This window comes from Variovorax paradoxus, assembly GCF_022009635.1.
Classification (GTDB): Bacteria; Pseudomonadota; Gammaproteobacteria; order Burkholderiales; family Burkholderiaceae_C; genus Variovorax.
The window spans coordinates 3,466,307-3,491,248 of sequence record NZ_CP091716.1; the positions used below are offsets into that span (position 1 = coordinate 3,466,307).

A 24,942-nucleotide genomic window follows, 5' to 3' on the forward strand; every position below is an offset into this window, starting at 1 on the left:
GCCTCCGCTCAGCGGTTGGCCGGAGCCGTCGACGAAGCGGCGCCGCCGGCGTTCGGGCTGGCCGAGAGGTTGCGCTGCAGGATGTTGGAGAACTCCTCGATGTAGGTCTCCAGTGCAATGGCGATCTTGTCGATCTCGCGGGCAAAGCGGTTGTAGCCGACCACCGCGGGAATCGCGGCGAACAGGCCGATGGCGGTGGCCACCAGCGCTTCGGCGATGCCGGGGGCCACGGTGGCCAGTGTCACCTGCGTGAGGGCGGCCAGGCCGGTGAAGGCATGCATGATCCCCCAGACCGTGCCGAACAGGCCCACATAAGGAGAGACCGAACCCACGGTGGCGAGGAACGAGAGGTTCTGCTCGGCTGCATCCAGCTCGCGCTGGAAGCTCGCGCGCATCGCGCGGCGGGCGCCGTCGAGCAGCGTGGCGGGATCGCTCACATGGCGCTCGCGCAGCTTTTGGTACTCGCGCATGCCGGAGGCGAAGATGCGCTCCATGGGGCCGGCGAACTTGGCGTTCTGCGCGGCCGAGGCAAACAGTTCGTTGAGGCTGGTGCCTGACCAGAACTCGCGCTCGAAGTCATCGTTGAGCGCGCGCATGCGGCGCAGCGCGAAGTATTTGCGGATGATCGCCGCCCAACTCGCGATCGAGACGATCACCAGCAGCAGCACGACCAGTTGCACCACGAAGCTCGCATGGAGCAGGAGATTGATGATTGATAGATCTTGGTTCATGGCTTGATAGGTTGAGTCATGGAGCCGGTGTAGCGCTCGAGGGTTCCCGTGACTTGTTTCGGTATGCGCGCTGGACGCAGGGTGGCGGCGTCCACCCAGCCGATGCGGATCGTGCCTTCGCACAACAAGACGGGTGCCGGGGCACCGGTACGCTCTTGCTCTGTTTTTGATAGCACGCGCTGACCGATTATCAACGAGGCGGTGCCCAATTGTTGAAGATCGGCTGTAACCAGGAGTTCATCGTCGAGCCGGGAAGGGCGATGGTATTTGAGCTGCGTTTCGCTCACCACGAACTGGCCGCCCGTTTCCTCGCGCAGCTTGCGCTGTTCGACGCCCAGCGAGCGCAGCCATTCGGTGCGGCCGCGCTCCATGAACTTCAGGTAGTTGGCATAGAACACGATGCCGCCGGCGTCGGTGTCTTCCCAGTAGACGCGAAGCGGGAACGCGTAGCTCATGAGGCCGCGGTCTCGGCCATGGCCCGCAGGCGCTCGATGGATTCCTGCAGGTGCGCCATCGAACTCGCGGTGGAGAAGCGGATGAACTTGCCGGTCTCGGCCGTGCCGAAGTCGCGGCCTGGCGTCACGGCCACATGGGCGCGCTTCATGGTCTCGAAGGCGAAGTCCCAGCTGCCCGAGATGCCGAGCTTTTCGGCGAAGCCGGTGCAGTCGGCCCAGGCATAGAAGGCGCCGTCGGGCATCACGGGTACGTTCAGACCCAGCGCGTTCAGCTGCGGAATGAACCAGTCGCGGCGCGCCTTGAATTCGGCGCGGCGGCGCTCGTACTCGGCGATGCTCTCGTCTTCGAAGCAGGCGAGCGCCGCGTACTGCGACACCGTGCTCGCGCAGATGAAGAGGTTCTGTGCCAGGCGCTCGACCACCGGTACCAGCACTTCGGGCACCACCAGCCAGCCAAGGCGCCAGCCGGTCATGTTGAAGTACTTGCTGAAGCTGTTGATGCTGATGACGTTGTCGTCGATGGCCAGCGCCGTCTGCCCGAAGGCGTCGTCGTAGGAAAGGCCGAGGTAGATCTCGTCGATCAGCGTGATGCCGCCGCGCTGCGACACCACCTCGTGGATGCGGCGCAGCTCGTCGGGCGCGATCGAGGTGCCGGTCGGGTTCGACGGCGAGGCCAGCAGCACGCCGCGCGTCTTGTCGGTCCAGGCGGCCTCGACCTTGGCGGCGGTGAGCTGGTAGCGCTCTTCGGCCGTGGTCGGCACCAGCACGGCCTTGCCGTCCGCCGCGCTCACGAAGTGGCGGTTGCACGGATAGCTCGGGTCGGGCATCAGGATCTCGTCGCCCGATTCGATCAGCGCGAGGCAGGCCAGCTGCAACGCGGCCGACGCCCCGGCGGTGATGACGATGCGGCGGGCCGGCACGTCGACGTTGAATCGCTGGCGATACCAGGCGCTGATGCGCTCGCGCAGGTGGTCCAGGCCGGTGGCCTGCGTGTATTGAGTGGCGCCGGCGCGTACGGCGCGGGCCGCGGCTTCCTGCACCAGCGGCGGGGCGGTGAAGTCGGGTTCGCCGATGTTCAGGAAGATCATCGGCTGGTCGGTGTGGGCGACTTCGCGCGCCAAAGCACCCGCGGCTTTCGCCACCTCCATCACATAGAAGGGCTCGATGCGCTGCGCGCGCGTCGAGATCCTCATGCCTTGGCTTTCCCTGAAGCCCGATCGGCTTCCACCTCAAGTGGGCGCAACTGCGGTGCCAGGCCATTCAGCACGGCGTTCACGTACTTGTGGCCGTCGGTGCCGCCGAATTCCTTGGCAAGCTCGATGCACTCGTTGAGCACCACGCGCCACGGCACGTCGAGGCAGTTCTGGAATTCGTACACGCCGATCCACATCACGGCGTGCTCGATGGGCGAGATTTCCTCGAACTTGCGGTCCAGCAGCGGGCGGATCAGCGCGTCGAGTTGCTCGGCGCCTTCGATCGAGCCGTGCAGCAGGGCGTCGTAATGCAGCGCGTCGGCCTTGTGGAAGCCGGCGAGGTCGCGCGTGAAGTGGTCGATGTCGGTCGGGTCGTTGCGGCCCACCAGGTGCTGGTAGAGCGCCTGCAGAGCGAACTCGCGTGCGCGGCTGCGGTTCGACTTGGCCGAAGCCTTGCGCGCGCCGGTGCTCGTGAGGCCGACGCGCGACTGGCGCGGCTTGCCGCCGTCGGCGGGCTTCGCGGGCTTGAGGGGCTTGGAGGTGTCTTCGGTCATGAAAGGGTGGCCAGCAGTTGCGCCATCTCGACCGCCACGCGGGCCGCGTCGCGGCCCTTGTCGGTCTGCCGGGCAACGGCTTGCTCGAGGTTTTCGGTGGTGAGGATCGCGTTGGCGATGGGAAGTCGGTAGTCGAGCGCGACGCGGCTCACGCTGGCGCCCGATTCGTTGGCCACCAGTTCGAAGTGGTAGGTCTCGCCGCGGATGATGCAGCCCAGCGCCACCAGCGCGTGGTAGCCGCCGCGCTCGGCGAGCGCCTGCAGCGCCACCGGCACTTCGAGCGCGCCGGGCACCTGCAGGTGATGGATGTCGTTGGCAGCCACGCCCAGTGCCTCGAGTTCCGAGAGGCAGGCCGAGGCCAGCGCGTCGGTGATGTCGGCGTTGAAGCGCGCCTGCACGATGCCGATGCGCAGGCCTTTTCCGTTGAGTGGCGTGTTCTCGCCCTTGTTTGCGCCTTGCATGGTCTGGTCAGTCTTTCGTGAGGTAGCCGGCAATCTCGAGGCCGTAGCCCGCGGCCATGCTCGGCATGCGACGCGGCGTGCCCAGCAGGTTCATCTTGTGCACGCCGCATTCGCGCAGGATCTGCGCGCCGATGCCGTAGCTGCGCAGGTCCATGCGGCCGCGCTCGGGGGCTTGCGCGGGGCGCGCGGTGCCGTCGAACTGGGCCAGCAGCTCGCCGGCGGTTTCGCCGCAGTTCAGCAGCACGGCCACGCCCTTGCCTTCGTTCGCGATGTGCGAGAGGCTGGCATCCAGGCTCCACGAGTGCAGCGAGCGGTTGATTTCGAGCGCGTCGAGCACCGACAGCGGCTCGTGCACGCGCACCGACACCGTGTCTTCGGGGGCCCACTTGCCGCGCACCAGCGCCAGGTGCACGCCGCCGCTGGGCTTGTCGAGGAAGGCGTGAGCGGTGAAGGCGCCCCAGTTGGTCTGGATCTCGCGGCAGCCGACCTTTTCGACCAGCGACTCGACGCGGCTGCGGTGCTCGATCAGCGCGGCGATGGTGCCGATCTTGATGTCGTGCTCGGCCGCGAAGATCTGCAGGTCGGGCAGGCGGGCCATGGTGCCGTCTTCGTTCATCACCTCGCAGATCACCGAGGCGGGCGAGCAGCCGGCCATCGCGGCCAGGTCGCAGCCTGCTTCGGTGTGGCCGGCGCGCATGAGCACGCCGCCGTCCACCGCCTGCAGCGGGAAGATGTGGCCGGGCTGCACCAGGTCGGCGGCCACGGCGTTGGGCGCCACGGCGGCCTGCACGGTGCGCGCGCGGTCGGCGGCCGAGATGCCGGTGGTCACGCCTTCGGCGGCTTCGATGGACACGGTGAAGGCGGTCGAATGCTTGGCGCCGTTGCGCTGGACCATCGGCGGCAGCTGCAGGCGCTCGCACATTTCGCGCGAGAGCGTCAGGCAGATCAGGCCGCGCGCGTGGCGGGCCATGAAGTTGATGGCTTCGGGCGTGATGTGGTCGGCGGCGATGACGATGTCGCCCTCGTTCTCGCGGTCTTCCTCGTCCACCAGGATCACCATGCGGCCGGCGGCGAGGTCGGCCACGATGTCCTCGACAGGGGAGATCGGGGCTGGGGCGCGCGCGGCGCGGGGGGCGCCGATCGGCGTGACGGAGGCGTTCATTCGGCTGTGTCCTTGGAATACGTGGAAGACGGGGGCACCAGCACGCCGGCCTGGAGCATGCGCTCCACATAGCGCGCCACGGTGTCGATTTCTAGGTTGACCTTCGAGCCGGCCTTCAGGCCGCCGAGGGAGGTGTTGTCGACGGTGTGCGGGATCAGGTTGATGCTGATCTCGGCGCCGCCTTCGATGTCGGCCACCTTGTTGACGGTAAGGCTCACGCCGTTGACGGTGATCGAGCCCTTGTAGGCCAGGAAGCGGGCAAGCGCGGGCGGCGCGAACACGCGCAGCTCCCAGCTTTCGCCGACCGGCTCGAAGAAGCTCACGCTGCCGATGCCGTCCACATGGCCCGATACGATGTGGCCGCCGAGGCGGTCGCTGGCGCGCAAGGCCTTCTCGAGGTTGATGCGGCCGCCTTCGTCGGTCAAGCCGGCCGTCTTGTCGAGCGACTCGGCCGAGATGTCGATGGTGAATTGCCGTTGTTCGGGGACGAGGGTGGTGACGGTCATGCAAGCGCCGTTGAGCGCGATGCTGTCGCCCAGCCCGACGTCGTCGAGGTAGCCGTCGGGCGCCTCGATGCTGAGTCTTTTGCCGTAAGAGGAGGAGGTGCCGAGGTCGTGGATGGCGGCGATGCGCCCCACGCCGGTGATGATTCCGGTGAACATCCACGCATTTTCGCAGAGAACGAGGGGGCTTCGGGGTAAACGCTAGAAGGCGTCCCTTCCGGCGACCCGGGCCACGATGCGCAAATCGGGGCCGAGCATGTCGACGGACTTGAATTCGAGGGGCAGGGCGCCGGTCAGCGAGGTCAGCGGACCGTCCGCGTGCAGGTGGCTCGCGATGTCGAGACCGCTGCCGATCAGCTTGGGCGCCAGGTAGACCAGCAATTCGTCGACGCAGCCTTCGCGCAGCAGCGAGCCGTTGAGCTTGTGGCCCGATTCGACGTGCAGCTCGTTCACGCCGCGCGCCGCCAGGTCTTTCAGCATGGCGCCGAGGTCGACCTTGCCATTGGCATCGGGCAGGCAGGTGACGGTGGCGCCTCGTGCTTCGAGCGCCTTGGCTTTCTCCTCGTCGCGGTGGGCCGCGTAGATCCAGACGGCGCGGCCTTCGATGAAGATGTGGGCGTCGGGCGGCGTTTGCAGCCGGCTGTCGACGACGACCAGGTGCGGCTGGCGCGGGGTCTGGACCAGGCGCACGTCCAGGCGCGGGTTGTCCTCGAGCACGGTTCCGACACCGGTCAGCACCGCGCTGGCGCGGGCTCGCCATGCATGGCCGTCGGTGCGCGCGGCTTGCGAGGTGATCCATTGGCTCACGCCGTTCTCCAGGCCGGTCTTGCCGTCGAGCGACGCGGCCACTTTCATCCGCACCCAGGGCGTCTTTCGGACCATGCGGCTCAGGAAACCGATGTTGAGTTCACGGGCTTCCTGCGCGCCTGGCCCGACTTCGACTTCGATGCCCGCGGCACGCAGCCGCTCGAAGCCTTGGCCGGCGACCAGCGGGTTGGGGTCGGTGAGGGCCGCGACGACGCGGCTTACGCCGGCTGCGATCAGCGCGTCGCAGCAGGGGCCGGTGCGGCCGTGATGAGCGCAAGGCTCGAGCGTGACCCAGGCGGTTGCGCCAACGACGGAATTACCCCGCGCAGCAGCGTCGCGCAGCGCCATGACCTCGGCGTGCGGGCCGCCGACCTGCTGGGTGTGGCCCTGGCCGATCACTGTGCCGTTCGTGGCGACCAAAACGCAGCCGACGCGCGGATTCGGATCGGTCTCCGGGCCGGCTTGGCGTGCGAGATTCAGCGCCTGGGTCATGAAATTCGCGGTTTGATTTGTCATCTATTTATTAATTTAAATCGGCTGCAAATATTAATTTTTCGGCGCAATTGAAAACAATGACCGTTGATCCATTTATTTCGACCTTTTGTCGTGGGGTTTTTCCATTGCGCTGGAATTGAAAAATAGAATTTCCGGATATTGAAACGAGGGGAGAAGGGTTTGCCGGAGCACAGTGGTGCGAAGCGGCCGACCGTACAACATGAACAAGGGATTCTGCGCGTCCGCGCGCGCTTACCTGCGCCACGCGGGCAGGCGGCGGGGCTTCACGCTCGTCGAAATGATGGTCGTCGTCGCGCTGATGACCATACTGCTGGCCATCGCGCTGCCCAGCTTCAGCGGCCTGATCGAAAAGTACCGCGTCGAAGGCATGGCCTCGGCCCTGACGGCGAGCGTGAGCCACGCGCGTTCGGAAGCGGCCCGACGCGGAAAGACCGTGACCATCCAGGCGCGCGCCGGCTGCTCGGGCAGGGACTGGAGCTGCGGCTGGGACACCCTGGTCGTCAGCGGCGACGCCACCGAAACCCTCAGGCGCCAAGACCCCGACAAACGGGTCGCGGTCGAGAGGCGCGGCGCATCCGGCGCCATGTCGTTCGACGCCATGGGCTCGTCCGACTTCGCCAGGTTCAGTTTCTATCCAGTGGGAAACGCCGATTCATCCAATGCCGCCACAGTGTGCATTTCGCTTGGCGGGCGTCTTCGGAGGGCGAAGGGAGACAACGAATGCTGAGCCTTTCTGTTTCTATTCGCAGGCGGCCTTTGCAGCGCAGGGGGCAGGCGGGCTTCTCGATGATCGAAGCCTTGGTGGCGGTTCTCGTGCTCTCGTTCGGGTTGATGGCGCTGGCCGGCTTCCAATTGCGCGTGCTCGCGGACAGCGCTGGCGCCAGCAAGAAGAACATCGCGGTGCAACTGGCTGGCGACATGGCCGATCGCATCCGGAGCAACCTCGTCACGGGCCCGGTTGCAGGCAATCCCTACGTGTCCGACTGGTCGTTGGCCGGCGCAGATGCCCCCAAGCCTTCATGCGCGGAGGCCGACGCCGCTTGCAGCGCCTCCGAACTCGCGGCCTACGATGTGTGGAGCTGGAAGCGAACGGTGGCGGCCGCGCTGCCGGGCGGGGTGGCCGACATACAAAGCAAGGCAACAGCAGGCGGCCTGCTGTTCGTGCACATCGCGTGGAACGAGTCCGCCGTCGCCAATCCGATCCCGCCAGAATCGAGCTGGAACTGTCCGGCCGACAAGGCCTGCATGGAAGTCACCGTCGCGGTACCGCAGCCATGAACAGAAAGGCACTCGCACCCGGCTTTCGGCAGTTCGGCTTCACGTTGGTCGAGTTTCTCGTCGCGCTGATCATCGGCATGCTGGTGGTGCTGGCCGCCGTGGCCAGCATGCTCGGCACGCGCACCACGGCCATGACGGGCGACGACGTCAACGCGCTAAACCAGTCATCGGCATTGGCGTTCAGGGTGCTGGGCCAGCAGATCCGGCAGGCCGGCTATATCCCCATTGACGCCACCGAGCCGCTCTACTACTTCAACGTCAACGCGGACAAGAGCACCAATCTTGAGAGCGAGCGTGCCTTCTTCGCCATCAAGGGGGAAGAGGCGAAGGGCCGCGAGGTGAACGACAAGCTGAAGATTGGCTATGCACCAAGTCCCGATTACTTCAAGGACTGCCTGGGCCAGGGCGTGGCAACCAACGTGTACAACCCGCACGATCCCACTGCCTCAGGCAACCTGCGAGTGATCACCAGCGAGTTTTCGGTCTCGGGCGGCGTCCTGAGGTGCAAGGGCAGCGGCAACCCCGTGGCACAGCCGATAGTCGACGGCGTGGAGCACTTCGACGTCATGTACGGCATCGGTGCCGAGGCCGGAAGCGAGCGGGTAGTGCGCTACGTGACTGCTGCCGACGTCGCAGACTTCAACCTGGTTCGTACGGTGCGGGTCTGCCTGCAACTCGCGGGCAGCACCAGGAACAACCCGGGCGGCAGCTACACCGACTGCGACGGCACGTCGAAGACCACCAGCGACGGCAAGCTGCGACGCGTCTACACGGCGGTGTTCGCGCTGCGCAACAACCTGGGGGCGCTATGACGCACTCTTCCTGCCTTCGCGCACCTAGGGCACAGCGCGGATTCTCGCTTTTCATCGTGCTGATCATGCTGCTGCTCTCGGCCTTGCTGGCGGTGGGCGGCGCGCGGATGGCCCAATTGCTCGAGTCCGTGGCGGGCAACCAGCGCGAGCATCAGCGCGCCTTCGAGGCCGCCGAAGCTGCGTTGCTGGATGCGGAGCGCGACATCCGGCAACTGGCCTTCGCCAGCGCGAGCAAGACCTACGTTGCGTGTTCGGCACTCGCGACGTCGCGTTGCCGCAAGGCTGAAGATGGCCGCGTCTTCCCCGATCGCGACACGGGCTGGGTGACCGCCTATGTGAACGATGGCGCCAACAGCTGCGATCGCGGCATCTGCTACTTCTCCGCGACCGATTCGGTGGCGGCTGCATCCGGCAGCGAGGCCTATCGGTTCTGGATCAGCGATACATACGTGAGCAAGCACGCCTCGTATGGGCAGTTCACCGGAGCTCCCGACGCTGGCAATCCGGCGCTGCGGGGGGCCAAGTACTGGATCGAAGTCATCGACCGCAAGAACAGCAAGTACCCGTTGTATCGGATCACCGCCGTCGCCACGGGCGCTCGAAGCCCCGGCACAGCGGGCGGCACGCGGGTCGAACTGCAGATGGCTTTCGATCCTGATCCGGTCACCAAGGTGAATTGAGCAAAGCGAGAGGGAGGGATATGAATATCAAAGAGTTTTCGAGAGCTGCCGTGGCCGTCAGCTTGGTGCTGGCGCAGTGCGTCGGCCATGCCGCGCAATATCCGTTGATACAGGCGCCGCGCAACACCGCGATCAGGGAGCCGGCGCCGAACGTGATCGTGTCTGTCGACAACTCGGGAAGTATGAGTTTCTCGTCCTGGGCGTCGGAAACAAGCTCGCCGCCTCCCGGAACCCCCAACCGGATAGAAGCACTCAAGAAGGCGCTCAAAGACAACTTCTCCGCGGCCAACATTCCCAACGACCGGATCCGGCTCTCCTGGCAGGCGATGAATCTCGGCCGCGACGAGAACAGTTGTGTCGGTTTCTTCGGCGATATCTCTGAGGGGCCTTATCAGGCCAGCAAATGCAAGTTTGGAGGCCAAAGCAATGCAAACCTGATGCGCTCGTTGGACAGCACGCATCGCGCCAACTTCATGTCCTGGGTCGATGCCTTGACCGCAAACGGCGGAACACCGCTGCATGCCATGATGACTCGGGCCGGCGAATACATGAAGACCACCGGCCAATACAGCCCGTATTCGGACGATCCGGGAGTAGAGGGGGCTACGCAGTCGAGTTGCCGGAAATCGTTCCACATCTTCATGACGGACGGCGAGTACAACCTCTTCGGATTCAATCCGGATCCGGCGCAACTCAACATGCCGATCATCGGCAATGTGGACGGGGCGCGTCGAGTCTTGCCCGACTCCGTGGTCTATCTGCCGCGTGCGCCCTACAAGGACAACGCTGGCGCCATCAATCTTCCTTCCAATTGGAGCAAGGAGAAGAGCGGGAACAAGGACGTCTGGAAACCCACGGCCGAATATCGGCCTACCTTGGCCGACATGTCCTTCCATTACTGGGCCAGCGACTTGCAGCCGGGCATATCGAACAATGTGAAAAAGGTGATTGCCGAAGGCGGCAACACGATGGTGGGAACCGCGATGGTTCCGGAGTACTGGAACCCCAAGAACGATCCGGCCAATTGGCAGCATCTGACGACTTACACCATCGGTTTCGGCGCTGCGTCTTCATGGGCCGGAGCGCCCGCGATCACGGCGAGTGCGCCCCAGCCGACCTACAGTGGAGACTATGCCCGCTTGGTGGACGGTTCGATCGCGTGGGTCGACCCATTGGTGAACTCTTTGGGCTCCAGCCCCATGGGGCAAGGACTTGTTGTTTGGAACGCCGGCGCATCGGCATCCGGCTACTGGCACGAAACCGAGTCCAACACCGCTGCCGTCCGCATGGATCTCTGGCACGCCGCCCTGAACAGCCGCGGCACTTTCACGCCGGCGTCGAACGCGAACGCTCTCAGCGACGCCTTCAGATCCATCATCGGCCAGATCCTGCTCAACACCAGCGTCCCACTGACCTCCATTTCGGCCAGCGCCTCCAGGGTGTCGACCGGCACGGCTGTCTACAGGGCCGGCTACGACACGGCCGACTGGTCCGGCACGCTCACCGCCACCAGGTTCGGCTCCAGCGGCCAGCTGGAGAGCTCCGCCGATTGGTCCGCGCGCGACCTGCTCGACGCCCGCATGGCCGCAAGGGGCGCGCACGACAGCAACCGCAAGGTGCTCAGTTTCTCGGGCACCGCGGCGGCAACGGCGACCAGCGCCGCGACAAGGGGGAGCGGCATCCCGTTCCGATGGGCCAGCCTGAGCGATACGCAAAAGGCCGCGCTCAAGGGAAGCACCAGCAGCGATGACGCAAGCATCGCGCTCGGGCGGGCGGTGCTCGACTTCCTGCGCGGAGACCGCAGCAACGAGGGCGCGGGACTGGAGCTGCGCAAACGCGGCCATGTGCTCGGCGACATCGTGGGTTCCAGCGTCTGGTACGCGGGAAAGCCCAACAGCGGCTTCACCAACGACGCCTATGCCAAATTCGCCTCGATCGCCCGCACGCCGATGGTCTACGTGGGCGCCAACGACGGCATGCTGCATGCCTTCAACGCGGGCACCGGGCAGGAGGCGTTCGCCTACGTGCCCGAGGGGCTCTACGGCACGGCGGCCGCGCCAAAGCTCAAGCGGCTCAGCGAAGGCAGTTATTCGCACAGGTACTACGTCGACGGCAGCCCCTTCGTGGCTGACATTTACATGGGTGCGACCGCCACCGCCTCGACCACCGATGCCGAGAAGGTGGCCGCTTGGAAGTCTTTCCTCGTGGGCACGCTGGGGGCGGGCGGCAAAGGCTACTTCGTGCTCGACGTCACCAAGCCCCAGGACATCGACGAGACCAGGGCCCGCGAAACGGCGCTCATCGACACGACCGCGCTTTCCGACGACGACCTGGGCCACCAGTTCCAGCAACCGGCGCTCGACTCCTTCTCCCGGCGCGCGCTGCAGGTGGCCTCGCTGAAGAATGGCCGCAAGGCCGTGATCCTGGGCAACGGCTACAACAGCGCGAGCGAGAAGGCGATGCTGTGGATCCAGTATCTGGACGGCGACAAATCGATCCTCAAGATCCCCGCGCCCGTCACGCAGGTCACCGGTACCGGCAACGGGCTGTCCGCTCCGCGGGTGGTGGACCGTGACGGCGACGGCAAGGTCGACTTTGCCTATGCGGGCGATCTGCTGGGCAACATGTGGCGATTCGACCTGAGCGACCCCGACAGCCGCAAGTGGAAAGCCACCCTGGGCTCCGCCGCCACCGCCTCGAGCCTCGACAACGTGCCGCTGTTCGCGGCCGGCGCCACGCAGCCGATCACGGCGGCGCCGGTGGTCGTCGGCCACCCGCGCGGCGGCTACATGGTCGTGTTCGGAACGGGAAGGCTGTTTGCCGTCGGTGACGACAGCAGCACCGCCAATCAGTACCTGTACGGCATTCGGGACGGGGCCAACGGCAGTACCGGTACGGCTGTGTTGACCGACCTCGTGGCGCAGACTGTCGGCGCCTCCACCGTCGAGGAAGAGGGGGGCGAGTTCCGCACCGTCTCGAACAACAGCGTGAACTACAGCGGCTCTCGCGCCAAGCGGGGCTGGTACTTTCAGCTGCCGACCGCCAAGGAGCGCATCGTCTATCCGGGCGACGCCTTGAGCAGCAGCGCCGGCCTGTTCTCGAGCACCGTTCCCGGCTCCGGCAGCAACGCGCTCGATTGCACGGCGGGCACCAACGATGACGGATGGTCGATGGTGGTCGACTTCTTCGACGGCTCCGCCCCCGACGGCATTGCCTACGGCACAGCCGCCACCACCACGACCGGCTATCTCGGTTTCCGGAACAGCTCGGGCAAGGACGACATCGTCTTCGAGCCGCAGGGGCGGGAGAAGGGCAAGGACGTGATCTGCAATGCGGCGGGCGAGTGCAAGGCGCCGATAAGGCCGGACATCGTGCGCCGCTTTGGCTGGCGAAATCTGATGTCGTCGTCGAACTGATGGCGCAGCGGAGGCAAACCATGAACAGATATTTCAAAGCGCTGCGCCGCAAGCAAGCTCGCTCGCGTGGCTTCACGTTGATCGAACTCATGATCGTGACCGCGGTGATCGCCATCCTGGCCGCCATCGCCTATCCCAGCTATACGCGCTACGTGCTGCGAGCCAAGCGAGCCGATGCCAAGCAGCAACTGCTGCAGGCGGCGCAGTGGACCGAGCGTTACATGACCGCCAACGGGAGCTACCCCCCGAGGACCGTCGCGCTGCCGTCCGGGCTGAGCCAGGCGCCGCAGTCCGGTACGGCGAGCTATTCCATCAGCTATGTCGCGAGAAACGAGATCACCTACACCTTGCAGGCTGTTCCCACGGGGGCTTCGCGCAACGACGAATGCGGAACGCTCACGGTCAACCACCAGGGCGTCAAGCTGGCTGGCGGCAGCACGAACGCATCGAGCGCGCTGGTGCAGCTTTGCTGGAATCGTTGAAATGCCGTTTGAAAAGCCGGCGGCGACCGACGGGGCTCAGATGTCGCGCAGCAACTGCCTGAACTCGTCCACATCCTCGAAGCTGCGGTACACCGAGGCAAAGCGCACGTAGGCGACCTTGTCGAGCTTCTTGAGTTCGCGCATCACGAGCTCGCCCACCTTGGTCGAGTCGATTTCGCGCAGGCCGCTGGCCAGCAGCTTCTGTTCGATGCGAAGCAGGGCGTTGTCGATCTGCTCGATGCTCACCGGGCGCTTGCGCAGCGCCAGCATCATCGAGGCGCGCACCTTGGTCGAATCGAAATCAGCGCGGCTGCCGTCTTTCTTGACTACGACCGGGAAGTTGACGTCCGGGCGCTCGTAGGTGGTGAAGCGCTTGTCGCAGGCGCTGCACTGGCGGCGCCTGCGAACGAAGTCGGCGTCTTCTGAAACGCGGGTCTCGACGACCTGCGTTTCAAGATGACCGCAAAAAGGGCATTTCATGCGGTCAGGTCTTCTTTTCCGGAATCAGCGGTAGACAGGGAAGCGGCTCGTCAGCGCGTGCACCTTGGCGCGCACGGCTTCGATGTTCGCCGCGTCGCGCGGGTTCTCGAGCACGTCGGCGATCAGGTTCGCGGTGATGCGGGCCTCTTCGTCCTTGAAGCCGCGGGTGGTCATGGCGGGGGTGCCGATGCGCACGCCACTGGTGACCATCGGCTTTTCCGGGTCGTTGGGGATCGCGTTCTTGTTGATCGTCATGTGGGCGCTGCCCAGCACGGCTTCGGCTTCCTTGCCGGTGATCCCCTTGGCGCGCAAGTCGACCAACATCACATGGCTTTCGGTACGACCGCTCACGATGCGCAGGCCGCGCTCGGTGAGGGTGTCGGCCACGATCTGGGCGTTCTTGACCACCTGTTGCTGGTAGGCCTTGAACTCGGGCGTCATGGCTTCCTTGAACGCGACGGCCTTGGCGGCAATCACGTGCATCAGCGGGCCGCCTTGCAGGCCGGGGAAGATCGCGCTGTTGATGGCCTTCTCGTGTTGCGACTTCATCAGGATGATGCCGCCGCGCGGGCCGCGCAGGCTCTTGTGGGTGGTCGAGGTGACGATGTCGGCGTGCGGCACCGGGTTGGGGTACACGCCCGCGGCCACGAGGCCGGCGTAGTGGGCGATGTCGACCATGAAGATCGCGCCGACGTCCTTGGCCACCTTGGCGAAGCGCTCGAAGTCGATGCGCAGCGAGTAGGCCGAAGCGCCCGCGATGATCAGCTTGGGCATGTGTTCATGCGCCTTGCGTTCCATCGCGTCGTAGTCGATGGCTTCGTTGGCGTCCAGGCCGTAGCTCACGACATTGAACCACTTGCCGCTCATGTTCAGAGGCATGCCGTGGGTCAGGTGACCGCCTTCGGCCAGGCTCATGCCCATGATGGTGTCGCCCGGCTTCAGGAAGGCCAGCATCACGGCTTCATTCGCCGAGGCGCCGCAATGCGGCTGCACGTTGGCGGCATCGGCGCCGAAGATCTGCTTGACGCGGTCGATGGCCAACTGCTCGGCCACGTCGACGTGCTCGCAGCCGCCGTAGTAGCGCTTGCCCGGGTAGCCTTCGGCGTACTTGTTGGTGAGCTGCGAGCCCTGGGCGGCCATGACGGCCGGCGAGGCGTAGTTCTCGCTGGCGATCAGCTCGATGTGATGTTCCTGGCGCGCGTTTTCGGCTTGAATCGCGGCCCAGATTTCGGGATCGGTCTGTTCGACCAGGATATTGCGTTGGTACATGGCAGTCCTTTGAAGACGAGGTCCTTGTTCTTCAACCAAACAAGGGCTGCCCAGGCGAACGGCTGAACGCCTGTGGTGACCAGGCGGCACGCTTCCCAGTGGTATTCCACGTCAGCGCGTGGCACCTTTTTCGGGTGCTGCGCCTATCGCCAGTCGCGTACGAGGCCGAGTGTAGCTCACACCCGGCCAAGGCAGCTTCAGGAAACGCCGGAAAGCAGGGCGACCTTTGCGGGTTCGGAGCCTTCATCGGCCTTGACCGGCGCGGGTGCCGGCGTCACGACCGGAATCGGCTGTGCGCGCACGGTCGTGCGAGGCGGCAGCACAGACGGCGCGCGGCCGCTGGCAACCTGCAGCAGGCGCTCGTGCTCGGCCATCACCTTGCCGGCGTAGCCGCCGTCGTCTTCGAGGTTGGCCGCGCCCACGTAGTAGCGCAGGCCGCCTTCGAGAGAGCCGGCACGGGAGATGCATTCCTGAAGCACCTTCACGCCGACGCGCATGTTGGTCACCGGGTCGAAGGCGGTGAGCGTGCCGCCCGCGCTTTCGTACTTGTCGCCATGCACGCGGGTCATGACCTGCATCAGGCCCTGGGCGCCGACGTGGCTCTGGGCAAAGGGATTGAAACTGGATTCCACGGCCATGATGGCCAGGATCAGCGTCGGGTCGAGCTTGGTGCGCTTGCCGATGTTGTAAGCCTCGGCGACGAGCACGCTCAGCGGCTCGGGCGCCACGCTGTACTTCTTGCTCAACCAGTAAGCCACGGCGGCCTGCTGCTTGGGCAGGTCGCTGGGACTCGCGGCCGTGGTGCGCTCGATGGCGGTCGGCTCGAGGTCGGTGGCTTCAGGCGCGGGCTTGCGCGACTGCAGCCAGCCCATCAGTTGCTCCTCGCCGGTCTTGCGCAGGTCGGGCCGCGCCACGAGGGCGAGGGCCGCGAACACGATGGCCAGACCGACCAGTGCAAACCCGTTATGGGTAATTTCAAAAAAGCCGTCTGCCACATCGGACACGAAGGTCCGTAGCCCGCGGGCTGTGGCATCGAACGCCTTGTTCATCGCTCTTCCTTTCTGTGCGGCACCTGAAACGCAAAGCCGGTGAGGGCGATGGATGAAGGCAGCGGCGCTTGGATTGGTACGAATCAGGCTCCGCGCATGGAGTGAAGGAGGGTTAGGAGCGCGGTGACCTGATCAAGCCGGTTGGGATTCGGCAGCGGATTCAGGGAGGCTCTGCTGCGTCGGGCAGTCAGAGCAGGGCGGATTCTAGCGTGGGTTAATACCGGGTCAAGCATAAGAAATTGAATCGTTATGCTAATAGTTGTTTAAAAAAGTCGCCGTTTCGAAACGTTTTGGCTTACGGGAAACCCCTTTGTAATTTGCATTTGCAAAGCAAGGGAGGGACGCCTAATCTGAACAGGCCTGAGGTTTCAGGCGTTTTTCCGAGGTCAGGCAGCCCGAGGTGCAAGTCGAAGGCTCGAACGACCGAGGATCCACGGTGGCAATCTCTTGCTGCCAGCACGGCGGGAACCATTGACTTCCGGTCGCGCGAATCGATGGCATGGGTCTAGCGCCCGCCATCAAGCCCGGTGACAAGACTTTCGTCGAGCCACCGGGCTTTCTTTTTTGCCCCTGCCGGAGCCGCTTCCCCTGTGTTTCCGGTATTTCTTCCGCAGCGGGCGTTCGGCTGCTTTGGCAGTGGAGTGTTGACGCGTGTTTGCGGCACACTCCGGCGATGGACGTAGCTTCGATCAAACAAAACAAATGGGTGCGGCGTGGGATCGTCGCGTTGCTGTCGTTATTGGCCTTCTGGGCCATCGCCTGGCTGGCGGTGCCGCCGATCCTCAAGAGCCAGCTTCAGAAAATCGCGAGCGAGAAGCTCGGCCGGCAGGTGACCGTCGGCAAGGTCGACTTCAAGCCTTGGACGCTCGAACTCACGCTGAACGACCTGCGCATCGCCACCGCCGACGGCAGCAAGCCGCAGGTGGCCATCCAGCGCATCTACGCCGACGCGGAGCTGCAATCGGTCTTCCGCCTCGCGCCGGTGATCGATGCGGTGACGATCGACGCGCCGGCCATCCTGCTCACGCACCAGGCCGACGGCAAATACGACATCGACGACATCCTGGCCAAGCTGTCTTCCGGCCCGCCAGCCGACCCGAATGCCAAGCCCGCGCGCTTTGCCATTTACAACATCGCGATCAATGGCGGCTCGGTCGACTTCGACGACCAGACCGTCAAGCGCAGGCATGAGCTGCGCGACTTCGTGCTCAAGGTGCCCTTCCTGAGCAACCTCGATTCGAAGCGTGACGTCAACACCGAGCCCAAGCTTGCCTTCGTGCTCAACGGCAGCAAGTTCGACTCGGGCGCGCTGACCACGCCCTTCGCAGAAAGCCGCAAGACCGACGCCCGCGTGCAGTTCAAGGGGCTCGACCTGGTGCCTTACCTCGGCTACATCCCGGGTGGCCTGCCGGTGCGCCTGCAGGCGGGCAGCCTCGACGCCGACCTGAAGATCGGGTTCGAGCACGGCGCCACCAACGGTCTGAAGATTTCCGGCACGGTCGAGGCGCACACCACCAAGGTGGCCGACGCGCGCGGCCGCGACCTGCTGGCTTTCGAGTCGCTCAAGCTCGCGCTGGACGACGTGCGGCCGCTGGAGTCGGTGTTCCACCTGAGCGAGGTCGCGCTGGTCAATCCGCAGCTGGCGGTGGCGCGCGACGCCGCCGGCCAGCTCAACCTGCTGGCGACCGACCCCGCCACCGGCGCAACCGAAAAGGCCGCGGCCCTGCCGGCGGCGCCGGCCACCCCTGCGGCCGGCCAGCCCGCTGAAAAGCCGGTGCTGAAGGTGCAGGTCGACAAGATCGCGCTGAGCGGCGGCCGCATCGGCTGGCGCGACGAAACCGTCAAGCCCACTGCGGCCGTCGACGTGACCGAGCTCGGGCTCGACGTCACGGCCGTCATCTGGCCCATGGACAAGCCAGCCCAGTTCAGCGGCAGCACCGCCATTGCCGGCGCCTCGCTCAAGTTCAAGGGCAGCGCCACCGACAAGATGGCCGACGTGGAAACCGAAGTCGATGCGCTGCCGCTGTCGCTGGCCGCTCCTTATCTGGCGCAGAGCCTGGAGCCCACGCTGGACGGCAAGCTCAGCGGCCAGATCGACATTTCCTGGGCCCAGCCCGACCTCAAGTTCAAGGCGCGCCGCCTGGCCGCCGACGGGCTCGCGCTGACGCAAGCCAAGACGGCGTTGGCCAGCGTGGGGCGCTTCGAGCTGATCGACGCCGAGGCCGACATGACGAAGCACACGCTGAACGTGGCCTCGTTCACCGCCACCAACCCCAAGGTGCGCATCGAGCGCGACAACGAAAAGCGCTGGATGTTCGAGCGCTGGCTCAAGACGCCGGCCGGCGGCGGCACCAAGGAGGCCGAAGCCAAGGTGGCCGCACCCAAGCCGGCCGCCGCCGAGGCGCCGCAGCCCGGTGCCAACACCAAGCCCTGGGCGTTGACCGTCGGCAAGCTGGCCATCGACAACGGTGCGCTCTCTTATGCGGACAAGGCTTCCGCCACCCCGGTGACGATGGAAGTCACCGCGTTCAAGCTGCTGGCCCAGAAGATCGCACCTGAAACCAACACCGTTTCGCCGCTGGAGGTGTCGGGCCGCATCGGTTCCGGGCGCTCCGACCCGGGCCGCTTCGACTACAAGGGCAACGTCGTGCTCAAGCCGCTGGCGGCCGAGGGCCGGCTCGAGGTGGCGTCGTTCCCGGCGCATGCCTTCAAGGCCTACTACGCCGACGCGCTCAACGTCGACATCCGCCGCGCCTTCGCGAGCTACCGCGGCACGGTGCACTACACGACCACGCCCGCCGGCATGAGCATCAAGTTGGCCGGCGACACCGCGCTCGACGACTTCCGCGCCAACAGCGTCTCGCTGACGCAATCGCCGGGCTTTGACCGGAACACCAACCAACTGCTCAGCTGGAAGACGCTGAGCCTGCGCGGCCTGCAAGTCAGCATGGCGCCCAACGCCGCCCCGACGGTCGATGTGCGCGAAACCACGCTGACCGACTTCTTCGCCCGCGTGATCGTCGACCCCACCGGCCGGCTCAACCTGTTGAGCCTGACCAAGAAGGGCGAGGCGGAAGCCACCGCAGCAGCCGCGGCGGCTGGCGAGGCCAGCACCCGCAAGGGACCGGGCGGAACGACTACCACCACGACGGCCCGCGCGCCGGCTCAACGGTCCACAGGCCGCGCGGTGTCGGCCGAGGAAATGGTCGGCGGCGCCCCCGAGCCCGCCAAGCCGGTGGCAACCGCCGCGGCCACGCCCGCGCCCGCTGCTGCCGACACGGGCCTCGCGCCAGTCATCAACTTCGGCCCGATGAGCCTGGTGAACGGCAAGATCGACTTCACCGACCTGTTCGTCAAGCCCAACTACTCGGCCGACCTCAGCGAACTGACCGGCAAGCTCAGCTCCTTCTCGTCCAATCCGCCGAAGGGCGAGGGCGGCCGGCCCGCGCTGGCCGACCTCGAGCTGCGCGGCAAGGCGCAGCAGACCGCCGCGCTGGAAATCACCGGCAAGCTCAATCCGCTGGTCAAGCCGATCGAACTCGACATCACCGCCAAGATGCGCGACCTCGACCTGGCGCCGCTGTCGCCGTATTCGGTGCGCTACGCCGGCCACGGCATCGAGCGCGGCAAGATGAGCATGGACGTCAACTACAAGGTGGCGGCCGACGGCCAGCTCACGGCCACCAACAAGCTGGTGCTCAACCAGCTGCAGTTCGGCGACGAGGTGGCGGGCGCGCCCGCGAGCCTGCCCGTGAAGCTGGCGGTGGCCCTGCTGGCCGACCGCAATGGCGTGATCGATGTCGACCTGCCGCTGAGCGGTTCGCTCAACGACCCGCAATTCAGCGTCGGCCCGCTGATCTGGAAGGCCGTGGTCAACCTGATCGTCAAGGCCGTGACGGCGCCGTTCAGCCTGCTGACCGGTGGCCTGGGCGGTGGCAGCGGCGAGTCGAGCGCCATCACCTTCGATGCCGGCAGCTCCGACCTGAGCGCGGCCGCCAAGGAAAGCCTCGACAAGGTCGCGAAGGCGCTGACCGACCGGCCCACGCTGCAGATGACGGTCGTCGGCACCGCCAGCCTCGAGAAGGAACGCGACGCCTACCAGCGCCAGCGCGTGCGCCAGCTCACCCTGGCCGAGAAGCGCCGCGTCGCCGTGCGCGGCGGCCAGACCGGCACCGACGTGCCGCCCGTCACTGATGCCGAATACCCCGAGCTGCTGACCGCCGTCTACAAGCGCGCGGACATCACGAAGCCGCGCAACCTCGTCGGCCTCGCCAAAGACCTGCCGCTCAAGGACATGGAAAATCTGCTGTTCGCGAGCGTGCCGGTCGACGAAGAGTCGATGCGGCAGTTGGCGGTCGAGCGCGGCGCTGCAGTGCGCGACTACCTGCTCGCGAAGAACCTGCCGAGCGAGCGCCTGTTCCTGGGCGCGGTGCGCACCACCGCCAGCGGCGCCGACTGGAAGCCGGGCGCGGAACTCAGCCTGACCATGAAGTGACCGGGCCGAACCTCCTCAGGGACTTGGTTTTTTTCTACAGCTTGCTATATATGTAGTCCGACAATCTCCCAGCCAGCAACCCCGGGGCTCGCCACGGTTCCAGGACGGAATTCGGTGGCCGGCCGCAAGTGGGTGAAAATGTCGATGTGCGCCGGCCTTTGCCGGCGCCTTCGCTTTCTCTACTAAGACAACGATTTCGCGCAGTGACCTCTACTTCTTCCAAGCCACACGACATTCAGGCCCTCGACACGCTGACCGGCGGCGCCTTCACCGCGCCGACTTCCGGCGAGCGCGCCGCGCGCATCCGCGACTGGCTCGCTGGCAACCCCGCGCCCGAGCAGATGCAGGAAGTCTTCAAGGAACTGAGCGGACGTGACAAGGGCGCCGCGCGCCTGCTGCGCGAAAAACTCGACGAACTCAAGCGCGCCAAGGGCCAGGAGGCCATTGCCGCCGAGTGGGCACAGAAGGCCGAGGCGCTGCTGGCGCAGTCCAAGCTCAACATCGCCGACGCACTGGCGTGGCAGCGCGACGCCGCCAAGGCCGGCGCACCGCTGTCGCGCGAACCGCTGGCCGGGCTGAAGCTCAAGCTGGCCGAGCGCGTCAAGGGCATCGAAGACTTGCAGCACCGCGCACAGGTGCACCGCGAAGCCGCCGTGCTGCTGGCCCAGCGCTTCGAAGTGCTGTCGACCAAGGGCTGGCAGGACGCCCAGGCGGCTGAAGAATCGCTGCGCGCCGACGTGTCCCACTGGCAGCAACAGGCGACAGAAATCACCGGCGACGCCAACTGGACTAGCCTGGACGCCAAGTTCGCGCCGCAGCTCGAATCGTCGAAGTCGCAACTGCTGGTTGTCTCCGACTCCTTCCATAGCGCGCTGGCCCTGGCGATTGCCGCCGCTGCAGACGCCGCGGCGCCGCTGCCGCCGGTGCCCGTGTGGGCCGACGAACTGCGCGCCGCGCGCGGCGAAGCCGTGGCGCCGAAGCCCGCCGCTCCCGCACGCCCCGCCGCGCCCAAGGTCGATCCGGCCGTCCGCGCTGCCGCGCAAGACGCGGTGCAGGCTGCGCTCGCCAAGCTCGAGCAGGAAACCGCCGAAGGACACGGCAAGGCCAGCGCCGGTGCCGCCGCCGCGCTGCGCGCCGTGCTCAAGGAGCATGGCAAGCTGGTCGAGGCACCGCTCGAAGCCCGTGTGCACGCCGCACTCGTGGCCGCCGGCGAACTCGAAGGCTGGCAGCGCTGGAGCGCCGACAAGGTGCGCGAAGACCTCGTCGCCAAGGCCGAAGGCCTGCTCAAGCGGCCCGAAGGCCAGGCCCTCGGCGGCCGCAAGATGCAGGAAACGCTGCGTGCCCTGCGCGACCAATGGAAGCAGGCCGACCAGGGCGGCGTCCCGAACCACGCGCTGTGGAAGCGCTTCGACGAAGCCTGCAACGAGGCCCACAAGGTGGTCGAGGCCTGGCTCGAGAAGGTTCGCGCCGACGCGGCCGAGCACCGCGCCCACCGCGTGGCACTGATCGAAGAAGTCAAGGCCTGGGCGGCGGAACACGCCGGTGCCACCGACCTGAAGGCGCACAACCGCGCGCTGCACCAGTTTGCCGACCGCTGGCGCGACGCCGGCCATGTGGGCGAGAAGGTGTTCGCCGAACTGCAGCCGCAGTGGAACGAAGCCTTCGGCGCCGCCCGCGCACCGTTCGAGACCGCGCAGAAGGCGAGTGTCGAACGCCGCCAGGCCATGATCGCCGAGGCGACCGAGCTCGGCGCCCAGCCGGTGCTGCGCATCGACGCCGTCAAGGCGCTGCAGCAGCGCTGGCAGGCCGAGGCACAAGGCGTGCCGCTCGACCGCCGCCACGAACAGAAACTGTGGGACGCCTTCCGCGCCCCCATCGACGAGGCTTTCAACCGCAAGACGGCCGAGCGCGAAAAGGCTTCGGCCGCAATGAGCGAGCACGACCGCCATGTGCTCGAGGCCTCCAAGGCGCTCGATGCCGCCAATGCCGGTGGCGACGTGCAGAAGATCCGCGCGGCCATCGCCCGCCTCGAAGGCGCGCTGCGCGGCGAAGCGCCGCCGCCGGCCCCGAAGGCGGAGCAGGCCGCCCCGGCGAGCGACGGTCCGTCGGTCGGTGCGACGGAGGTCGTGGCACCGGGCCAGGCGGCCGCCGAATTAGGCGAAAGCGCCGAACAGGCGCCGAGCCCGAGCGATGCGGAAGCCTCGCCCGGCACGCACACAGAGGCACCCGCTGCTTCGGCCGACCTGGTGGCGCCCGCCGACGGCGCCGATGCGTCGGCTCGCTCCGATGCAGTTGCGGAAGCACCCGCGGCCGCGCCGAAGCCGGCGCCCAAGCCCGTGGTGGCCATGCGCGGCGACGACCGCCCGAGCAGCAAGAAGACCGAGGCGGCGCCCGCCGCTCGCGGTGCCGGCGGCCGCTTCGGCGACCGGCGTGACGCGGGTCGGCCCGGCGCGGGCGGTCCGGGTCGCCCCGGCGGCGATCGTGGCGCTCCGCGTTCCGACGCGCGCGGGGACCGTGGCGATCGCGGCGCGCCTGGTGGCCGCTTCGGCGACCGTCCGCCGCGTTTCGAAGACCGCGGCCCGCGCCTCGGCGATGCGGCTTTCCGTGCCCAGCGCGAAGCGCTCGAGCGCGCCGACATGGCGCTGCGCAAGCTCGCCGCGCAAGCGCACGGCGAAGCCCTGACGCAAGTGCTTGGCGCCTGGGAGCAGCGTGATGCCGCCCGCCTGCCCAGCGTCCAGGAGCTGGGCCGTGCGGTCACGCCGGCCGTGCGCACCGGCTGGTCGCAGGCGATCGGTTCCGCGCCGACGGCTGCTGCCGGCGATGCCGCCGAAGCGCTGCTGCGCCTCGAAATGGCCGCCGAAGTGCCGACGCCTGCAGAACAGCTCGACGCACGCCGCGCGCTGCAGCTCAAGCTGCTGACGAAGCGCGGCGATCCGGCGCCGGCCCAGACCTGGGGCCAGGATGCCGGCAAGGTGCTGGCAGCCGCGCACGACGCAACGAGCGCCCGCCGCCTGCAGAACGCGCTGAAGGCACTGCTGCGCAAGTAAGCGCACATGAAAAAGACGCCCTCGAAGGGCGTCTTTTTCTTTGGGCCGCAGGGTGGTTACTGCGGCGTTGTCAGACCTTCTCGCCGATCACGGGCGTCTGAACCGCGCTGGCCTGTTCGGCCACGTAGCCGCTGGCAATGCGGCGCCGGACGAAGAGCCCGCCGATGCCCAGCAGCAGGGCGACGGCGCCGACGATCAGCGTGCCCTTGTCGGTGGCGCTCGATGCCGCTGCCTTGTCCTTGTTTTCCATGATCTTCTGCACGTCCGCGAGCGAGACCACCGGCTGCCCCTTCAGCTTGACCTCGTAGACCAGGTTGTTGTCCGAGGGGTCGACGCGCACGTCGACGGCTTCGTCGATCAGCGGCTCCAGCTTGCTGCGCCCGACCGCATAGTCGACGCGCCATTTCTCGGTGCTGCCGTCGGCCACCTTGGCATCGAGCACGAAATAGTGACGCGTCGTGCTGCCGCCTCGCCGGCGCTTGGTGGTTTCGGTGATTTCGCTTCCGCTGACGATGGTGCCGCTTTTGGCCACCAGGTCTTCGACCGCCGTGCCGTGCGTGTCGGCGTTGGCCTTGAACTGCGCGTAGCCCGCCCACCCCAGTATCCCGATACCGAACACCAGCGCGAGCCATGCCTTGCCGGTGATTTGATAGATCCAATCCCTCATGTTGTTTACCTTTTTTGCGAGTTGATAACCCGTCAATGCTAAAGGCTAAAGTGCTATTGAATAGATAGCAAACAATCGAGATCAGGCGTGAGATTGAGGCCTTTTAGGCAGAAAGAATTCATCGAAAATCGCGAGCACTTCGGGGAAGTCCCGGCCGAAATTCGGGCGGTTCACGAAGTAGGCCTCGCAGGCGACCGCGAAGAACTCGCTGATCGACGTGGCCCCATACGCATCGAGCCACGGCGGCTCGGCGCCGAAGCGTTCTGCCAGTATGGTTTTCTCGCGGAAGTCGTCATAGGCGGGCTTCAGTACCGCCATCCATGCCGCGCGTGCCTCGCGCGGATTGCGCTTGCCCGCAAAGCCGGCCGGCAGCGGCGGGCAGCCGTTGGCGTCGCCGTTGCGCATGTCGATCTTGTGGGCGAACTCGTGGATCACGACGTTGTAGCCGCGGTCCGAGGTGATGCTGCTCGCGAGCACGTCGTCCCAGCTCAGCATGACCGGGCCACGGTCCATGGCTTCGCCGGCCACGACCTCGTTGTACTCGTGCACGACCTGCGCGTCGTCGACCACCTTGCGGCGGGCCACGACCTCGGAGCGGTGCACCACGATGCCGACGAAATCGTCGTACCAGTCCAGGCCGCCCCTGAGATGCAGCACCGGCAGCACCGCCTGCGCCGCGATGGCCAGCGCCACTTCGTTGGTGATGCTGAAGTTGCGGGCGCCGTGGAATTCCTTGTCGCGCAGGAACTCGGCCGTGAGGGTGCGCAGCCGCTGCCGGTCGGCGGCGGGACGGTCGGCGAGGAAGGCGTATCGCTTGAGCACGGCCTGCCAGGCGGCATCAGGAATCGGGGGCAGGGCGCGCAACCGGCGCAGCCACTTGAACAT

General features: G+C 66.3%; 21 protein-coding genes and 1 riboswitch. Of the genes, 8 read left to right on the top strand and 13 right to left on the bottom strand.

Translation table 11 applies throughout. The annotated features are described in order from the left end of the window. Nucleotides 1–8 precede the first annotated feature (8 nt). Genes tolQ through ribD form a run of 8 tightly spaced genes read right to left on the bottom strand, consistent with a single transcriptional unit; the run spans nt 9 to nt 6,382 of the window. A complete protein-coding gene (gene tolQ, locus L3V85_RS16085; protein ID WP_237680060.1) occupies nt 9–731 on the bottom strand; it encodes a protein TolQ in 723 nt (240 codons plus the stop codon). Continuing rightward, nucleotides 728–1,186 carry a YbgC/FadM family acyl-CoA thioesterase gene (locus L3V85_RS16090; protein ID WP_237680061.1) on the bottom strand — a complete coding sequence of 153 codons (459 nt, stop codon included), beginning with the start codon at nt 1,184–1,186 and terminating at the stop codon, nt 728–730. The genes tolQ and L3V85_RS16090 overlap by 4 nt, the downstream gene beginning before the upstream one ends. Further along, the gene (locus L3V85_RS16095) at nt 1,183–2,379 is read right to left on the bottom strand and encodes a pyridoxal phosphate-dependent aminotransferase (protein ID WP_237680062.1); all 1,197 of its coding nucleotides are present in this window, start codon (nt 2,377–2,379) and stop codon (nt 1,183–1,185) included. Before L3V85_RS16095 ends, L3V85_RS16090 begins: the two co-directional genes overlap by 4 nt. Beyond that, a complete protein-coding gene (nusB, locus tag L3V85_RS16100; RefSeq protein ID WP_237680063.1) occupies nt 2,376–2,933 on the bottom strand; it encodes a transcription antitermination factor NusB in 558 nt (185 codons plus the stop codon). Before nusB ends, L3V85_RS16095 begins: the two co-directional genes overlap by 4 nt. Continuing rightward, the gene (ribH, locus tag L3V85_RS16105) at nt 2,930–3,394 is read right to left on the bottom strand and encodes a 6,7-dimethyl-8-ribityllumazine synthase (protein WP_081271157.1); all 465 of its coding nucleotides are present in this window, start codon (nt 3,392–3,394) and stop codon (nt 2,930–2,932) included. The genes nusB and ribH overlap by 4 nt, the downstream gene beginning before the upstream one ends. Nucleotides 3,395–3,401: 7 nt before the next feature. Continuing rightward, nucleotides 3,402–4,556 (bottom strand): bifunctional 3,4-dihydroxy-2-butanone-4-phosphate synthase/GTP cyclohydrolase II, encoded by a 1,155-nt coding sequence (gene ribBA, locus L3V85_RS16110; RefSeq protein ID WP_237680064.1) that lies wholly within the window; start codon nt 4,554–4,556, stop codon nt 3,402–3,404. Continuing rightward, nucleotides 4,553–5,218 carry a riboflavin synthase gene (locus tag L3V85_RS16115; RefSeq protein WP_237680065.1) on the bottom strand — a complete coding sequence of 222 codons (666 nt, stop codon included), beginning with the start codon at nt 5,216–5,218 and terminating at the stop codon, nt 4,553–4,555. The genes ribBA and L3V85_RS16115 overlap by 4 nt, the downstream gene beginning before the upstream one ends. Before the next feature lie 42 nt (nt 5,219–5,260). Beyond that, on the bottom strand, nt 5,261–6,382 hold the full coding sequence (ribD, locus tag L3V85_RS16120; protein WP_237680066.1) for a bifunctional diaminohydroxyphosphoribosylaminopyrimidine deaminase/5-amino-6-(5-phosphoribosylamino)uracil reductase RibD: 1,122 nt from the start codon (nt 6,380–6,382) through the stop codon (nt 5,261–5,263). A gap of 199 nt (nt 6,383–6,581) precedes the next feature. Here ribD and L3V85_RS16125 point away from each other — a divergent pair, with 199 nt between their 5' ends. The 6 genes from L3V85_RS16125 to L3V85_RS16150 are packed head-to-tail and all read left to right on the top strand — an operon-like array spanning nt 6,582 to nt 13,050. Continuing rightward, nucleotides 6,582–7,109, top strand: a complete 528-nt coding sequence (locus L3V85_RS16125) for a GspH/FimT family pseudopilin (RefSeq protein WP_237680067.1) — start codon at nt 6,582–6,584, stop codon at nt 7,107–7,109. Continuing rightward, on the top strand, nt 7,103–7,660 hold the full coding sequence (gene pilV, locus L3V85_RS16130) for a type IV pilus modification protein PilV (RefSeq protein WP_237680068.1): 558 nt from the start codon (nt 7,103–7,105) through the stop codon (nt 7,658–7,660). Before L3V85_RS16125 ends, pilV begins: the two co-directional genes overlap by 7 nt. Next, nucleotides 7,657–8,472: a PilW family protein gene (locus tag L3V85_RS16135; protein ID WP_237680069.1), complete on the top strand. Its 816-nt coding sequence runs from the start codon at nt 7,657–7,659 to the stop codon at nt 8,470–8,472. Before pilV ends, L3V85_RS16135 begins: the two co-directional genes overlap by 4 nt. Beyond that, nucleotides 8,469–9,152, top strand: coding sequence for a pilus assembly PilX family protein (locus L3V85_RS16140; RefSeq protein ID WP_237680070.1), 684 nt, complete (start codon nt 8,469–8,471; stop codon nt 9,150–9,152). The genes L3V85_RS16135 and L3V85_RS16140 overlap by 4 nt, the downstream gene beginning before the upstream one ends. A gap of 20 nt (nt 9,153–9,172) precedes the next feature. After that, the gene (locus L3V85_RS16145; protein WP_237680071.1) at nt 9,173–12,568 is read left to right on the top strand and encodes a pilus assembly protein; all 3,396 of its coding nucleotides are present in this window, start codon (nt 9,173–9,175) and stop codon (nt 12,566–12,568) included. Nucleotides 12,569–12,588: 20 nt separating this feature from the next. Continuing rightward, on the top strand, nt 12,589–13,050 hold the full coding sequence (locus tag L3V85_RS16150) for a type IV pilin protein (RefSeq protein ID WP_237680072.1): 462 nt from the start codon (nt 12,589–12,591) through the stop codon (nt 13,048–13,050). A gap of 36 nt (nt 13,051–13,086) precedes the next feature. Here L3V85_RS16150 and nrdR read toward each other — a convergent pair whose 3' ends face one another. The 3 genes from nrdR to L3V85_RS16165 form a co-directional block, all read right to left on the bottom strand. Next, on the bottom strand, nt 13,087–13,530 hold the full coding sequence (gene nrdR, locus L3V85_RS16155) for a transcriptional regulator NrdR (protein ID WP_007836918.1): 444 nt from the start codon (nt 13,528–13,530) through the stop codon (nt 13,087–13,089). Nucleotides 13,531–13,554: 24 nt separating this feature from the next. Next, on the bottom strand, nt 13,555–14,799 hold the full coding sequence (gene glyA / locus L3V85_RS16160) for a serine hydroxymethyltransferase (protein WP_237680073.1): 1,245 nt from the start codon (nt 14,797–14,799) through the stop codon (nt 13,555–13,557). Nucleotides 14,800–14,840: 41 nt separating this feature from the next. Beyond that, a riboswitch (ZMP/ZTP riboswitch) is annotated at nt 14,841–14,966 on the bottom strand. A gap of 30 nt (nt 14,967–14,996) precedes the next feature. After that, nucleotides 14,997–15,848 carry a lytic transglycosylase domain-containing protein gene (locus L3V85_RS16165; RefSeq protein ID WP_237680074.1) on the bottom strand — a complete coding sequence of 284 codons (852 nt, stop codon included), beginning with the start codon at nt 15,846–15,848 and terminating at the stop codon, nt 14,997–14,999. A gap of 673 nt (nt 15,849–16,521) precedes the next feature. On the opposite strand from L3V85_RS16165, the gene L3V85_RS16170 reads away from it, so the two are divergent. After that, entirely contained in the window at nt 16,522–20,343 is a 3,822-nt protein-coding gene (locus tag L3V85_RS16170; RefSeq protein WP_237680075.1) for a DUF748 domain-containing protein, read from the top strand. Nucleotides 20,344–20,546: 203 nt separating this feature from the next. Continuing rightward, the gene (locus tag L3V85_RS16175; RefSeq protein WP_237680076.1) at nt 20,547–23,390 is read left to right on the top strand and encodes a DUF349 domain-containing protein; all 2,844 of its coding nucleotides are present in this window, start codon (nt 20,547–20,549) and stop codon (nt 23,388–23,390) included. A gap of 70 nt (nt 23,391–23,460) precedes the next feature. On the opposite strand, the gene L3V85_RS16180 is transcribed toward L3V85_RS16175, so the two are convergent. Together L3V85_RS16180 and L3V85_RS16185 are read right to left on the bottom strand one after the other, a co-directional pair. Beyond that, nucleotides 23,461–24,057, bottom strand: coding sequence for a hypothetical protein (locus tag L3V85_RS16180; RefSeq protein ID WP_237680077.1), 597 nt, complete (start codon nt 24,055–24,057; stop codon nt 23,461–23,463). 81 nt (nt 24,058–24,138) lie between these two features. Further along, nucleotides 24,139–24,942, bottom strand: a complete 804-nt coding sequence (locus tag L3V85_RS16185; protein ID WP_237680078.1) for a zinc-dependent peptidase — start codon at nt 24,940–24,942, stop codon at nt 24,139–24,141.

Bases quoted from the DNA above. Each gene is read 5' to 3' on its own strand.
- tolQ (WP_237680060.1), bottom strand. From the start codon at position 731: ATGAACCAAGATCTATCAATCATCAATCTCCTGCTCCATGCGAGCTTC.
- L3V85_RS16090 (WP_237680061.1), bottom strand. From the start codon at position 1,186: ATGAGCTACGCGTTCCCGCTTCGCGTCTACTGGGAAGACACCGACGCC.
- L3V85_RS16095 (WP_237680062.1), bottom strand. From the start codon at position 2,379: ATGAGGATCTCGACGCGCGCGCAGCGCATCGAGCCCTTCTATGTGATG.
- nusB (WP_237680063.1), bottom strand. From the start codon at position 2,933: ATGACCGAAGACACCTCCAAGCCCCTCAAGCCCGCGAAGCCCGCCGAC.
- ribH (WP_081271157.1), bottom strand. From the start codon at position 3,394: ATGCAAGGCGCAAACAAGGGCGAGAACACGCCACTCAACGGAAAAGGC.
- ribBA (WP_237680064.1), bottom strand. From the start codon at position 4,556: ATGAACGCCTCCGTCACGCCGATCGGCGCCCCCCGCGCCGCGCGCGCC.
- L3V85_RS16115 (WP_237680065.1), bottom strand. From the start codon at position 5,218: ATGTTCACCGGAATCATCACCGGCGTGGGGCGCATCGCCGCCATCCAC.
- ribD (WP_237680066.1), bottom strand. From the start codon at position 6,382: ATGACAAATCAAACCGCGAATTTCATGACCCAGGCGCTGAATCTCGCA.
- L3V85_RS16125 (WP_237680067.1), top strand. From the start codon at position 6,582: ATGAACAAGGGATTCTGCGCGTCCGCGCGCGCTTACCTGCGCCACGCG.
- pilV (WP_237680068.1), top strand. From the start codon at position 7,103: ATGCTGAGCCTTTCTGTTTCTATTCGCAGGCGGCCTTTGCAGCGCAGG.
- L3V85_RS16135 (WP_237680069.1), top strand. From the start codon at position 7,657: ATGAACAGAAAGGCACTCGCACCCGGCTTTCGGCAGTTCGGCTTCACG.
- L3V85_RS16140 (WP_237680070.1), top strand. From the start codon at position 8,469: ATGACGCACTCTTCCTGCCTTCGCGCACCTAGGGCACAGCGCGGATTC.
- L3V85_RS16145 (WP_237680071.1), top strand. From the start codon at position 9,173: ATGAATATCAAAGAGTTTTCGAGAGCTGCCGTGGCCGTCAGCTTGGTG.
- L3V85_RS16150 (WP_237680072.1), top strand. From the start codon at position 12,589: ATGAACAGATATTTCAAAGCGCTGCGCCGCAAGCAAGCTCGCTCGCGT.
- nrdR (WP_007836918.1), bottom strand. From the start codon at position 13,530: ATGAAATGCCCTTTTTGCGGTCATCTTGAAACGCAGGTCGTCGAGACC.
- glyA (WP_237680073.1), bottom strand. From the start codon at position 14,799: ATGTACCAACGCAATATCCTGGTCGAACAGACCGATCCCGAAATCTGG.
- L3V85_RS16165 (WP_237680074.1), bottom strand. From the start codon at position 15,848: ATGAACAAGGCGTTCGATGCCACAGCCCGCGGGCTACGGACCTTCGTG.
- L3V85_RS16170 (WP_237680075.1), top strand. From the start codon at position 16,522: ATGGACGTAGCTTCGATCAAACAAAACAAATGGGTGCGGCGTGGGATC.
- L3V85_RS16180 (WP_237680077.1), bottom strand. From the start codon at position 24,057: ATGAGGGATTGGATCTATCAAATCACCGGCAAGGCATGGCTCGCGCTG.
- L3V85_RS16185 (WP_237680078.1), bottom strand. From the start codon at position 24,942: ATGTTCAAGTGGCTGCGCCGGTTGCGCGCCCTGCCCCCGATTCCTGAT.